The 12,639-nt window shown below is 55.9% G+C and carries 10 protein-coding genes; 7 read left to right on the top strand and 3 right to left on the bottom strand.

Going from position 1 to position 12,639, the window contains the following annotated elements:
- Window positions 1-59 precede the first annotated feature (59 nt).
- From ileS to FHW66_RS04195, 3 genes are all read right to left on the bottom strand, one after another.
- Complete coding sequence (gene ileS / locus FHW66_RS04205; protein WP_183378444.1) at window positions 60-2,954, bottom strand: isoleucine--tRNA ligase; 2,895 nt, start codon at window positions 2,952-2,954, stop codon at window positions 60-62.
- Window positions 2,955-3,044: 90 nt separating this feature from the next.
- A complete protein-coding gene (locus tag FHW66_RS04200; RefSeq protein ID WP_183378443.1) occupies window positions 3,045-4,022 on the bottom strand; it encodes a bifunctional riboflavin kinase/FAD synthetase in 978 nt (325 codons plus the stop codon).
- 172 nt (window positions 4,023-4,194) lie between these two features.
- A complete protein-coding gene (locus tag FHW66_RS04195; protein WP_183378442.1) occupies window positions 4,195-4,920 on the bottom strand; it encodes a 16S rRNA (uracil(1498)-N(3))-methyltransferase in 726 nt (241 codons plus the stop codon).
- A 379-nt stretch (window positions 4,921-5,299) separates the two neighbouring features.
- Between FHW66_RS04195 and tkt the strand changes: the two genes are divergently transcribed.
- The 7 genes from tkt to cysW all read left to right on the top strand — a co-directional run bounded on the left by tkt (window position 5,300) and on the right by cysW (window position 12,599).
- The gene (gene tkt, locus FHW66_RS04190) at window positions 5,300-7,294 is read left to right on the top strand and encodes a transketolase (RefSeq protein ID WP_183378441.1); all 1,995 of its coding nucleotides are present in this window, start codon (window positions 5,300-5,302) and stop codon (window positions 7,292-7,294) included.
- Entirely contained in the window at window positions 7,291-7,887 is a 597-nt protein-coding gene (locus tag FHW66_RS04185) for a GNAT family N-acetyltransferase (RefSeq protein ID WP_183378440.1), read from the top strand. Before tkt ends, FHW66_RS04185 begins: the two co-directional genes overlap by 4 nt.
- A 23-nt stretch (window positions 7,888-7,910) precedes the next feature.
- Window positions 7,911-8,924: a type I glyceraldehyde-3-phosphate dehydrogenase gene (gene gap, locus FHW66_RS04180; protein ID WP_183378439.1), complete on the top strand. Its 1,014-nt coding sequence runs from the start codon at window positions 7,911-7,913 to the stop codon at window positions 8,922-8,924.
- Between the two features lie 221 nt (window positions 8,925-9,145).
- On the top strand, window positions 9,146-9,586 hold the full coding sequence (locus FHW66_RS20860; protein WP_370543403.1) for a hypothetical protein: 441 nt from the start codon (window positions 9,146-9,148) through the stop codon (window positions 9,584-9,586).
- Between the two features lie 245 nt (window positions 9,587-9,831).
- Complete coding sequence (gene cysP / locus FHW66_RS04170; RefSeq protein WP_183378438.1) at window positions 9,832-10,845, top strand: thiosulfate ABC transporter substrate-binding protein CysP; 1,014 nt, start codon at window positions 9,832-9,834, stop codon at window positions 10,843-10,845.
- A 96-nt stretch (window positions 10,846-10,941) separates the two neighbouring features.
- On the top strand, window positions 10,942-11,745 hold the full coding sequence (gene cysT / locus FHW66_RS04165) for a sulfate ABC transporter permease subunit CysT (RefSeq protein ID WP_255458804.1): 804 nt from the start codon (window positions 10,942-10,944) through the stop codon (window positions 11,743-11,745).
- Window positions 11,742-12,599, top strand: a complete 858-nt coding sequence (gene cysW, locus FHW66_RS04160; RefSeq protein WP_183378436.1) for a sulfate ABC transporter permease subunit CysW — start codon at window positions 11,742-11,744, stop codon at window positions 12,597-12,599. The genes cysT and cysW overlap by 4 nt, the downstream gene beginning before the upstream one ends.
- The last annotated feature ends 40 nt before the right edge of the window (window positions 12,600-12,639 follow it).

The raw sequence follows: 12,639 nt of genomic DNA, 5'->3' as shown, positions 1-12,639 counted from the left end.
ACGGCGCGCCGTCTCAGGAATCAGTCGAGAGCGACGCGCCGGGTCAGAAAAATACCGCCTCAGGCAATGTGACGGGTTTCGCCACTGCCGAACAGATTGGCCACGCAACGGCCGCACAGTCCGGGGTGTTCAGGATGGCTGCCGACATCGGCGCGGTAGTGCCAGCAACGCTCGCACTTTTGCTCCGTTGATGGCGTCACCAGAATGGCTTCGTCCGCTTCGCTGGCAACTGCCGTGACCTTGGCTGCCGAAGTGATCAGCACGAACTTCAGATCGTCGCCGAGACTTTGCAGTGCGGCCAGCTTGTCGCCACTGACCTTGAGCTCGACTTCGGCCTGCAATGATGAACCGATACCACCGGCGATACGTACCTCTTCCAATTGCTTGGTGACGGCAGCCCGGACTGCGTGCAGCACGTTGTACTTGGCTACCAAGGCATCGGCCTGACTGACTTCTGGCAGATGGTAGTAAGTCTGGGTGAAGATGGTTTCATCGCTGGCAGCAAAAGTGTCGGCACCAGCGAAGAAGCTCCAGGCTTCTTCCGCCGTGAACGACAGCGTTGGTGCGATCAGGCGCAGCAGGGCATGGGTGATATGCCAGATGGCCGTTTGCGCCGAGCGACGTGCCGGTGAATTAACACCGCTGGTGTATAGGCGGTCCTTGAGGATGTCCAGATAGAAACCGCCCAGATCTTCCGAGCAGTACATCTGCAACTTGGCGACCACCGGGTGGAATTCATAGCTGTCGTAGTGCGCCAGAATGTCCTTTTGCAGATTGGTCATATTGGCAATCGCATAGCGATCGATCTCCAGCATCTCGGTTACCGGCACGGCATCCTTGACCGGATCGAAGTCAGAGGTATTGGCCAGCAGGAAGCGCAAGGTGTTGCGGATACGACGATAGGATTCCACGACACGCTTGAGGATCTCATCCGAGATTGAGATCTCGCCCGAGTAGTCACTTGAAGCAACCCACAGACGCAGGATTTCAGCGCCCAGCGAGTCAGCCACTTTTTGTGGTTCGACGCCGTTTTTGAGCGACTTCGACATCTTGCGGCCTTCGCCATCGACCACGAAGCCGTGTGTGAGCAGCGCCTTGTATGGCGCGCAGCCATTGAGCATGGACGAGGTCAGCAGCGACGAATGGAACCAGCCGCGATGCTGGTCGGAGCCTTCCAGATACAGGTCGGCCGGGAATTGCAGCTGCTGCTTGTGCGAGCCGCGCATCACGGTCTGATGGGTCGAGCCGGAGTCGAACCAGACATCCAGCGTGTCCTTATTCTTCAGGTACAGGTCGGCCTCGTCGCCAAGCAACTCCTTCGGATCCAGTGCCTGCCAGGCTTCGATGCCTTCCTTTTCGATCCGTTGCGCAATCTGCTCCAGCAACTCTGGGGTGCGTGGATGCAGCTCGCCGGTTTCTTTGTGGACGAAGAATGCCATCGGCACACCCCATTGACGCTGACGCGACAGGGTCCAGTCGGGACGATTGGCAATCATGCCGTGCAGACGGGCTTTACCCCACAGCGGGAAGAAGGCAGTTTCTTCAATAGCTTGCAGAGCGGTTTCGCGCAGGCTCTTGCCGCCATCCTGAGGCGTGTTGTCCATGCTGGCGAACCATTGCGAGGTGGCGCGATAGATGATCGGTGTCTTGTGACGCCAGCAGTGCATATAGCTATGATCGAACATCACCAGCTTGAACAGTGCACCGGTTTCTTCCAGTTTGGCACAGATTGGCTTGGAAGCTTCCCAGATGGTCAGGCCGGCAAACAGCGGCAGCCAGGAGGCGTAGCGGCCATCGGCCATGACCGGGCTGAGGATGTCATCGTCCTTCATGCCGTGCGCCTTGCAGGACACAAAGTCTTCGATACCATAGGCTGGTGCCGAGTGCACCACGCCGGTACCGCTGTCGGCGGTCACGTAGTCGCCGAGATAGATTGGCGAGAGGCGGTCATAGGCAGCGTCAGCGGTTGCCAGTGGATGGCGGAAGCTGATGCCGGCCAGCGCTTCACCCTTGGTAGTAGCGACCACTTTGCCTTCGAGACCGAAACGCTGCAGGCTCGAATCGACCAGATCTTCCGCCAGTATCAGCAGCAATGGTTCGCCGTTGCGCTCGGTTTGTACCAGTGCATAATTGAATTCGGGGTGGACGTTCAAGGCCTGATTGGACGGGATGGTCCAAGGGGTGGTGGTCCAGATGACGATGTAACCCTTGGTGCCCGGCAGTTGCGGCAAACCAAACGCGGTTGCCAGACGATCATGCTCGGCAAACGCGAAACCGACGTCGATCGCAGGATCGCGTTTGTCCTGGTATTCGACTTCCGCTTCGGCCAGTGCCGAGCCGCAATCGAAGCACCAGTTCACTGGCTTCAGGCCGCGATAGACAAAACCTTTTTTCAGGATCGTGCCGAGTGCGCGCAGCTCATCGGCTTCATTGGAAAAATTCATGGTTTTGTACGGGTTGTCCCATTCGCCCAAGACGCCCAGACGGATGAAATCCTTTTTCTGCAATTCGATCTGTTCATTGGCATAGGCACGCGCCTTGGCCTGCACTTCACCAACGGGCAGGTTCTTGCCGTATTTCTTTTCGATCTGGATTTCGATAGGCATGCCGTGGCAATCCCAACCCGGTACATATTGCGCATCAAAGCCGGCCAGATTGCGGGCCTTGACGATCATGTCCTTGAGGATCTTGTTGACGGCGTGGCCGAGGTGGATCTCGCCATTGGCATACGGTGGGCCATCGTGCAGGATGAACTTAGGGCGGCCGGCCGAAGCCTTACGGATACGTTCGTAGACTTTGCGCGCCTGCCAGTCCTTGACCCATTGTGGCTCACGTTTGGCCAGGTCACCGCGCATCGGAAACGCGGTTTCGGTCATGTTCACAGGATATTTGGAAGGCGTCTTGCTCTCTGCCTTGGCGCCTTTGTTCGGCTTTTGGTCTTGGTTGTTCGACATAATCAATTTTCGGTGGAATGCTGTAATTCAGACAATGGCGTGCGCCGCGGATAGCCGGATATTCCTATCCGGCAGAGGAAGAGGGCAGCCTCAAATTCGGTCGGTTGCCGATACGGCAAAGCCGGCCTGCTCCTTGAACCAGGCACGCGCCTGCACGGCGTCGCGTTCAATGGCCGCAGTCAAGGTTGGCAGATCAATGTATTTCTCTTCGTCGCGCAGTTTCTTCAGAAACTCGACCCGCAGCAATTTGCCGTAGCAGTCGCCGCTGTAGTCGAAGATATGGGTTTCCAGCAGCACCCGGCCGCTGTCGTCCACGGTTGGTCTCACGCCCAGGCTGGCCACGGCGGGCAGTGGCTGGTCGGTAATGCCGTGTACCTGTACCACGAAGATTCCGGACAAGGCAGGGCGCTTGTGGCTTACGCGCATGTTCAAGGTCGGAAAACCAATAGTGCGGCCCAGCTTCTGGCCATGGATGACATGCCCCGACATGCTGTAGGCATGGCCCAGCAACTGCTGTGCATGCGGGAAGTCGGCCTCGTCCAGTGCTGCCCGAATTGCTGACGATGAAATCCGTACACCAGCATTGTTGACATTGGGCATGGTCTGAACTTCGAAGCCATATTGCTTGCCAGCGGCAATCAAGGTGTCGATGTTGCCAGCACGACGCGCGCCAAAACAGAAGTCCTCGCCCACCATCAGCCAGCGCACGTGCAAGCCCTGAATCAGGATGCGCTCAATGAACTCTTGTGGCGACAGGGCGGCGAAGTGACTGTTGAAATGCTCGACGATGACGCGATCAACCCCTGCGTCCGACAAGGACTGCAGTTTGTCGCGCAGGTTGGCAATGCGTTGAGGTGCTTTTTCAGGAGTGCCGGCACGTTGCGCGAAAAATTCACGCGGATGCGGTTCGAAGGTCATGACGGCAGCGTCAAGCCCGAGGCGGGTCGCGGCCTCGCGCACCTGCGCCAGCAGCGCCTGGTGGCCACGGTGTACACCGTCAAAATTGCCGATCGTCAACGCACAGGGCGCACGCGATGCGGCATTGGGAAGTCCGCGAAATACCTTCATGGAGGTCAGAAATGATGCCGTTGCAAAAGCCTTCCATTATAAAGGGTTTCAGCGGTTTACCTGCATTGTGAAGGCAAATCAGCGTGCATCTGCTCTTGCTTGGGCATAATTTGAAACCTCTGATGTTGCTATCGAGCGATTTTTCTTCTAATTCACGCCTGTACAGAAGTCATCACATCTCACCCCAGATAGCATTGAGAGCGGCCAGTGCAGTCAGGGCGGCGGTTTCGGTGCGCAGTACACGCGGCCCCATCGATAGCATCAATGCACCATGCTCGCAGGCAAGATTTTCTTCGGCGTCGCTGAAGCCGCCTTCCGGGCCGATCATCAGGCTCAGTGCCTGGGCCGGATGGTGGCGCGCCCAGTCTGATAGCGATTGTTCGCCACGTGGCGACAGCAACACCCGTTTGTGTAGATCGCTCTGGCTGATCCAGCGTGGGAAGTCGGCCAGCGGTGCCAGTTGAGTCAGCCGATTGCGGCCACTTTGCTCGGCAGCGGCGTGAATGATTCCTTGCCAGTGGCTTTGCTTTTTCTCGGCGCGTTCGCCGCTCAGGCGCACTACACAACGTTGCGCTGACAGTGGCTGGATCGCGGCGGCACCCAGTTCGACTGATTTTTCAATAATCCAGTCCATCTTGGCAGCTTCCGGCAATGCCTGGGCAATGGTAATGGCATAGGGCAACTCTGCCTCGCGCGGCGAAAAGGTCTTTAGCTCGACGTCCACACGCTTCTTTTCCATGTGGGTGATGGTTGCCGTATATTCGCCTCCTTCACCGTTGAACAGGGTGATGGCGTTGCCCGGTTGCATGCGAATCACCTGCACATGGTGAGCAACCGTGTCGGGTAGCGTCAGGATGGTGCCAATGGCGAGTGGGGCGGGGTAATAAAAGCGAGGCATGGTGAAAGTGTCCGATACGTGAAAACGCGCTGTCAGCAGGCATTAACGTCGCGTGGCGTCAGATTTTAATGGGTTGCAGAAGGTTTCTTTAGTGTCCAGAGTGGAATTTTAGGTTTTTCCGTCTCTCTGTACCCAGAAAAATCCTGAAAAAACACTAAAAGCTCGCTTTTTGACTGCGGCTGATTTTAATTCTTACGATATCTGTCTGGTAAAATACTTAACTTAGTCTAGCGTTCCGGGTGGTGTTTTCCGGTGCGTTGGCAAGGCAATCGTAAAGGGCGTGAAATGAATGTAGTTAGTGCCAGTTTGAGCGACGTTGCATCAACTCGGTACGCTGTATTGGTTTTTTGTCCGCACCTCGCAACTCTTTGACATCGACATGACTTCCACACTCCCAACCGACAAGATGGCCAATGCGATCCGCGCTTTGGCAATGGATGCAGTACAAAAAGCAAACTCAGGCCACCCCGGCATGCCGATGGGAATGGCAGAGATCGCGGTGGCGTTGTGGGCCAAGCATTATCGCCACAATCCGGCCAATCCGCTGTGGGCCAATCGCGACCGCTTTGTGCTCTCCAATGGGCACGGCTCGATGTTGCAATATGCCTTGCTGCATCTGACCGGTTACGACCTGTCGATGGACGAGATCAAGAATTTCCGGCAACTGCATTCCAAGACTGCCGGCCATCCGGAAGTGCATGTGACACCGGGCGTTGAGACCACCACTGGTCCGCTCGGTCAGGGCATCACCAATGCTGTCGGCATGGCGCTGGCAGAAAAGCTGCTGGCGGCCGAATTCAACAAGCCGGATCTGCCAGTGGTTGATCATTACACCTACGCCTTCGTCGGCGATGGCTGCCTGATGGAAGGTATTTCGCACGAGGCCTGCTCGCTGGCTGGTACCTTGCGTTTGTCTAAACTGATCGTGCTGTATGACGACAACGGCATTTCCATCGACGGTCACGTCGAAGGCTGGTTCAAGGACGATACCCCGAAGCGTTTCGAAGCCTATGGCTGGAACGTGATTCCGGCTGTCGATGGCCACAGCGTCGAGGCAGTCAATGCCGCGATTCATCAGGCCAAGCTGGCAGACAAGCCGACGCTGATCTGTTGCAAGACCGTCATTGGCAAGGGGTCGCCGAATCTGGCAGGTACCGACAAGGTGCACGGCGCAGCGTTGGGTGACAAGGAAATTGCTGCCGTGCGTGAAGCCTTGGGCTGGACTGCGGCACCGTTCGAGATTCCTGCAGACATCTACGCCGCATGGGATGCCAAGGCACAAGGGCAGCAACTCGAAGGCGAATGGAACAAGCTGTATCAAGCCTATCAGGCGCAATATCCGCAGCAGGCTGCTGAGCTGGTGCGCCGCTTGAAGGGTGAACTGCCGGCTGCTTTCGAGCAGACCGTACAAGCCTACATCGCCAGCACGCTCGACAAGAAAGAAACCATTGCGACCCGCAAGGCCAGCCAGAACGCGATTCAGGCCTATGCACAGGCGTTGCCAGAGTTCCTGGGCGGTTCGGCCGACCTGACCGGTTCGAATCTGACCAACTGGAAGGAGTGCGTCGCCGTGCGTGCTGACCAGGCTGGTAATCACATCAACTACGGTGTGCGTGAATTCGGCATGAGCGCGATCATGAACGGGATTGCCCTGCATGGTGGCTACCTGCCATTTGGCGCAACTTTCCTGACTTTTTCCGACTACAGCCGCAACGCACTGCGTATGGCTGCGCTGATGAAGATTCGTGCGCTCTTCGTCTTTACGCATGACTCCATCGGCCTGGGCGAAGACGGTCCGACCCACCAATCGGTGGAACACGTCTCCAGCCTGCGCCTGATTCCTAATCTGGATAACTGGCGCCCTTGCGATACGGTGGAAACTGCCGTCGCATGGTCTGAATCGATCAAGCGCAATGATGGTCCGAGCACCTTGATTTTCTCACGTCAGAACCTGCCTTACCAAGAACGTACAGCAGCTCAGGTGGAAGATATCAAGCGCGGTGGTTATGTGCTCCGTGATGCGCCTGATGCACGCGTCATCCTGATGGCGACTGGCTCTGAAATTGAACTGGCAGTCAAGGCTGCCGATGCACTGGCGCAAGAAGGCATTGCTGCCCGTATCGTGTCGATGCCATGTACTGATGTGTTCGATCGTCAGGATGCCGCCTACAAGGCCAGCGTGCTGACCCGCGGCGTACCACGTTTGGCTATCGAAGCTGGTGTGACGGCAACCTGGCACAAGTACGTTGGTCTGGAAGGCGCTGTCGTCGGCATCGATACCTTTGGTGAATCGGCACCTGCAGGCGTGTTGTTCAAGCATTTCGGCTTCACGGTCGAGAATGTGGTCGCCAAGGCCAAGCTGATCCTGGCATGAGTGTCAGCAGCAAAGACTACGGCAACGTCACCAATATTGTCGGCCAGATTACGATCCGACCGGCAGTCGTCGCTGACGCCGATGCGATTGCCCGTGTGCGGGTAGAGAGCTGGCGCGCCAGTTACCGCGGGATTGTTCCAGACGCTTATCTGGACAGCATGAAGACCGAAGACAGCAGCCGTCTGTGGGCCCGTGTTTTGGGCGCGGCGTCTGATGCTGCCTGCACCTTCGTGGCGGAAGTCGATGGTGAGGTAGTTGGGTTTGCAGCAGGCATTACGTTGGCCGAACCCAAGCTGGACTTTGATGCGGAGCTGACAGCCCTGTATCTGCTGCCATCGGTGCAACGTGCTGGCATTGGCCGCCGTCTGCTGGTCAAGGTTGCGGCCACGCTGGCTGCAGCCGGGGCGCCTGACATGCTGGTCTGGGTATTGGCACAAAACCGCAAGGCACGCGATTTTTTCGAAGGACTGGGGGCGCAGTTGCTGGCCGAACAGACCTTCAATTGGGACGAGTTGGATCTGGTGGAAGTCGCCTATGGCTGGACTGATATTGCCAGCATAGTTGCATCCGGTACACCGTCCTTGGCACAATGAAACTGATTTCTTAAGGAGAAAACATGACGATTCGCGTCGCAATCAATGGCTATGGCCGTATCGGCCGCAACATCCTTCGCGCTCACTACGAAGGCGGCAAAAAGCACGATATCCAGATCGTTGCGATTAATGACCTGGGCGATCCAAAAACCAATGCCCATCTGACCCAGTACGATACTGCGCACGGCAAGTTTCCAGGCAGCGTGACTGTCGACGGCGACTCCATCGTCGTCAACGGCGACCGTATCAAGGTGCTGGCACAGCGCAATCCAGCCGAGCTGCCATGGGGCGAGCTGGGCGTGGACGTTGTGCTGGAATGCACCGGCTTCTTCACCACCAAGGAAAAAGCCAGCGCCCACCTTAAAGGCGGCGCCAAGAAAGTCATCATCTCCGCACCAGGCGGCAAGGATGTTGACGCGACTGTCGTCTTCGGCGTCAACCATGGCGTGCTCAAGGCGACCGACACCGTCATCTCCAACGCATCGTGCACCACTAATTGCCTGGCACCGCTGGTCAAGCCACTGAACGACAAGATTGGTCTGGTCAACGGCCTGATGACAACCGTCCACGCTTACACCAATGACCAGGTGCTGACCGACGTGTATCACGAAGATTTGCGTCGTGCCCGTTCGGCTACTCAATCGATGATCCCAACCAAGACTGGCGCAGCCGCTGCGGTTGGTCTGGTGCTGCCAGAACTCAACGGCAAGCTCGACGGCTATGCGATTCGCGTACCGACCATCAATGTTTCGATCGTTGACCTGTCGTTCATCGCCGCACGCGACACGACTGCTGACGAAGTCAATGCGATCCTCAAGGAAGCATCTGAAAACGGTCCGCTCAAGGGCATTCTGACCTACAACACAGATCCGCTGGTCTCGGTTGATTTCAACCACAACCCGGCTTCCTCCAACTTCGATGCGACCTTGACCAAGGTTTCCGGCCGTCTGGTGAAGGTATCCTCGTGGTATGACAACGAATGGGGCTTCTCCAACCGCATGCTCGACACTACCGTAGCGCTGATTGCAGCAAAATAAGCCTTGCATTCTCAGCGACCTGTATCTGATTATTCAGGTTCAGGTCGCATGAGAATTCAGTTCATAAATAGTCGGATCAGGTCGGGTTGTGAATTTGCCTGCGGTATTTATGAACTGCATTCTGTTGTTGATCATTGAATAATAATGAACTGAGGAATGTAATGTCATCATCGTCATCGTTCTCGACGTCCTTCCGCTCTGGTCGAGTCGCCAGGCTTTCCATGGTCGCTATGCTCATGCTTGCTCTGGCTGGTTGCGACTATGTCGAAAAATTCAAGAAATTCAGACAGACCCCGGAAGAAGCCAAGGCCGAGGGTGTTGCCCTTGGTGCCGGTTGCCGTCAGGTTGGGCAAAGCCTGGAAGACTGCTATCAACTCAATCCGAATGCACTCAAGGCAGGTATTTTTACTGGCTGGAAGGACATGCATGAATACATGGCCGCCAAGGGTATCGACACGGTAAAACCACCCGCACCGGAACCGACTGAAGAAGAAAAGGCTGCCGCTGCCAAGGCAGCAGAAGAGAAGGCGCAAGCCGACAAAGAGGCCGCTGACAAGGCTGCGGCTCCTGTTGATGAGCGCGCTGCACGGCGTGAAAAACGTGAGCGTGAACGCGCCATGAAAGAAAAAGGTGGTAAAGATAAAGACAGTAGCAAGAGCTGACTTTCATTATCAGCAGGTTGGTAGCCAGTTCCCTTGATTCCTCGCTGCACCCCTTGCACAGTGATGTGCGCGGGGTGTTTTTTATTGCGGGTAGAAAGCAGGCAACATTTTTAGCATAAGCATAGTCGAAATACATTGTTTGTCAGTTTGAGTGGTCTTGCTACATTTCCCGGCAACTTTAAGTTGGCTGACGGCAGCCTTTAGTTAGTTATTAATCAATGGTTTTATTTCTCGGAGTCAGTACCATGTTCAAGTACATCCTGTATGCCATCACCAGTCTGGCGCTGCTGGCGGGAACTACAGCGCAGGCTCAGACCCAGGATAAGCCGATTTTGAACGCCTCCTATGATGTGGCACGTGAGGTGTTCGCCGCCATTAATCCAAAATTTCAGGCCCAATGGAAGACACAGACCGGTAAGGAATTGCAGATTGATCAATCCTTCGCAGGTACTTCACGTCAGGCGCAAGACATTATTCAGGGTAAGAAGGTCGACACCGTCACCTTCAATCAGGTAACCGATATCGATATTCTTGCGCAGCGCGGATTGGTGAGAAAAGATTGGCGCACGGCGTTTCCCAATAACAGCTCCCCCTACTACAGCACGATTGCGTTTCTGGTACGCAAAGGTAATCCGAAAAATATCAAGGGCTGGGACGATCTGGTACGCGATGATGTGAAGCTGGTATTCCCGAATCCTAAGACCTCCGGTAACGCGCGCTATACCTACCTCGGTGCCTGGCTCTATGCGAATGAAAAATTCGCCGGTGACCAGAGCAAGGTCAAGCAGTTTGTCGGTAAATTCCTGCATAACGTCGTCAACTTTGCCACCGGTGGTCGTGGCGCCACAGTGGCGTTTGCCCAGAACGGGCAGGGCGACGTGTTGCTGACATTCGAATCTGAAGTACTCAATATTGCCAAGAGTGATGAATTCAAGTCAGGAGGCTATGAAGTTGTAGTCCCACCGGTGTCGGTACTGGCGGAATTCCCGGTGGCAGTGGTCGACAAAGTGGTCGATGCCAAAGGTACCCGCGCAGTGGCTACTGCCTATCTCCAATACCAGTATTCGCGTGAGATTCAGTTGCTGCTGACGACGTTCCACTACCGTGTCAATCATCCGGATGTCGCCAAGGTGGTTGCGGACCGCTACGCCAAGGTGCGTCTGATTGATCCGACCAAGGTGTTGGGCTCCTGGGAGCAGATTCAGCAGACACATTTTTCTTCGGGTGGTGTGCTGGATCAATTGATGGCGCAGCGTTGAGCGTCTACTGTTGCTGACTGACTATTTTCACTTGATCTAGGGTTCGATTTGCCAGCTGCTCCTACATTTCTGAGGTTTTTCCGGCGCTCGCCGATCTTGCCTGGTTTCGCTCTGAGCTTTGGTTTTTCGACGCTCTACCTCAGTCTGTTCGTGCTGATTCCATTGTCGGGCCTGCTGGTGTATGTCGGTGATATGAGCTGGGCGCAATACTGGTCTGCCATTACCGATGTGCGCGTCGTGCAAAGCTATCGCGTGACGGCTGCTGGCGCTGCTTATTCAACACTGGGAGCAACCACAATTGGCGTCATTCTGGCCTGGGTCGTCACTCGCTATAGCTTTCCGGGGCGGCGCATCATGGATGCGCTGATCGATCTGCCCTTTGCCTTGCCGACCTCGGTGGCGGGGATTACCCTGTCGGCGTTGTTCATTCCCGAGGGCTGGCTGGGGCAGTGGTTCGAACTGTTCGGCTGGAAAATTTCCTATGCGTTTCCCGGCATCGTAGTGGCGATGATGTTCACCAGCCTGCCCTTCATCGTACGTTCCCTGCAGCCGGTGCTCGAGGAGCTCGATGCCGAGCAGGAAGAGGCGGCCGCTACCCTGGGGGCGCACAAGTGGCAGATCTTTTGCCGGATTACCATTCCGACCCTGATGCCGGCACTGATTACCGGCGCGTCACAGGCCTTCATTCGCAGTCTTGGTGAATTCGGTGCGGTTATCATGATCGCCGGCAATATCCCCTTCAAGACCGAAGTGACGTCGTTGATGATTTTCGTGCGGCTGCAGGAATTCAACTATGCCGCTGCTGCTGCGATTGCTTCGGTCGTATTGGTTGCATCCCTGCTATTGCTGTTTGTGTTACAGGTGCTGCAGGTTCAACTGTTTCAGAGGGTTGCACGATGAGCACGGTCAAACAACGCAAGCCGGTGCGGCAAGCCCATCAATTACTACTGGTGGGTGTGGGGATCGCCCTGACCATTCTGGTGCTGGTGATTCCGCTGGTGTTGATTTTTGCCAAGGCATTTGCTGGTGGCTGGCAGTTACTGCTGGCGAATCTGCAGGAAGATTATCTGCGTAATGCGCTGGCGTTGACGGTCTTCACTACGTTGCTGACGGTGCCTTGTAATTTACTGTTCGGAATCTTGCTGGCATGGTGTGTCACGCACTATCGTTTCCGTGGCCGCGATCTGCTGCTGACGCTAGTTGATATTCCCTATGCGACTTCGCCGGTGGTAGCGGGTCTTTGCTATCTGGTGGTGTTCGGTATGGAAAGCACTCTCGGCCAGTGGTTTTCTGCGCATGATATTCAACTGATGTTCGCCTGGCCCGGGATTGTCATGGTGACCATTTTCGTGACCACGCCCTACATTGCGCGTATCCTGATTCCGTTGATGCAGGTGCAGGGCAGTGAAGAAGAACTCGCTGCACTGTCACTCGGTGCCAGTGGCTGGACCATCTTCTGGCGCGTCACCTTGCCCAATATCAAATGGGGACTGCTGTATGGTGTCGTCCTGACCAGCGCCCGCGCGGTTGGTGAATTCGGCGCCGTGTCGGTAGTCTCTGGCAGCATCATGAACCAGACCCTGACCATGCCCTTGCTGGTCGAGCAACTCAACAATGACTACAAGACGGCGGCAGCCTTTACTGCGGCTGCGATACTGGCGTGCATGGCCGTCATCACCCTGATCCTCAAAACTGTCATGGAGTGGCGCGTCAACCGGGAAGTGGCACAGCGCAAGGTTGTTCCTGCCGATTGAACTACCGGTGCACCGGAACCAGTCTTGCAGCGTTACTGTC

It is taken from the genome of Herbaspirillum sp. Sphag64 (assembly GCF_014192645.1).
In the GTDB taxonomy this organism is placed as follows: domain Bacteria; phylum Pseudomonadota; class Gammaproteobacteria; order Burkholderiales; family Burkholderiaceae_D; genus Herbaspirillum.
The sequence above is the reverse complement of the archived record's forward strand: the minus strand, read 5'-3'. Positions and strand labels throughout refer to the sequence as shown.

What these genes read in the sequence shown, in the direction of transcription:
- ileS (WP_183378444.1), bottom strand. Translation starts at nt 2,954, where the DNA reads ATGTCGAACAACCAAGACCAAAAGCCGAACAAAGGCGCCAAGGCAGAG.
- FHW66_RS04200 (WP_183378443.1), bottom strand. Translation starts at nt 4,022, where the DNA reads ATGAAGGTATTTCGCGGACTTCCCAATGCCGCATCGCGTGCGCCCTGT.
- FHW66_RS04195 (WP_183378442.1), bottom strand. Translation starts at nt 4,920, where the DNA reads ATGCCTCGCTTTTATTACCCCGCCCCACTCGCCATTGGCACCATCCTG.
- tkt (WP_183378441.1), top strand. Translation starts at nt 5,300, where the DNA reads ATGACTTCCACACTCCCAACCGACAAGATGGCCAATGCGATCCGCGCT.
- FHW66_RS04185 (WP_183378440.1), top strand. Translation starts at nt 7,291, where the DNA reads ATGAGTGTCAGCAGCAAAGACTACGGCAACGTCACCAATATTGTCGGC.
- gap (WP_183378439.1), top strand. Translation starts at nt 7,911, where the DNA reads ATGACGATTCGCGTCGCAATCAATGGCTATGGCCGTATCGGCCGCAAC.
- FHW66_RS20860 (WP_370543403.1), top strand. Translation starts at nt 9,146, where the DNA reads ATGGTCGCTATGCTCATGCTTGCTCTGGCTGGTTGCGACTATGTCGAA.
- cysP (WP_183378438.1), top strand. Translation starts at nt 9,832, where the DNA reads ATGTTCAAGTACATCCTGTATGCCATCACCAGTCTGGCGCTGCTGGCG.
- cysW (WP_183378436.1), top strand. Translation starts at nt 11,742, where the DNA reads ATGAGCACGGTCAAACAACGCAAGCCGGTGCGGCAAGCCCATCAATTA.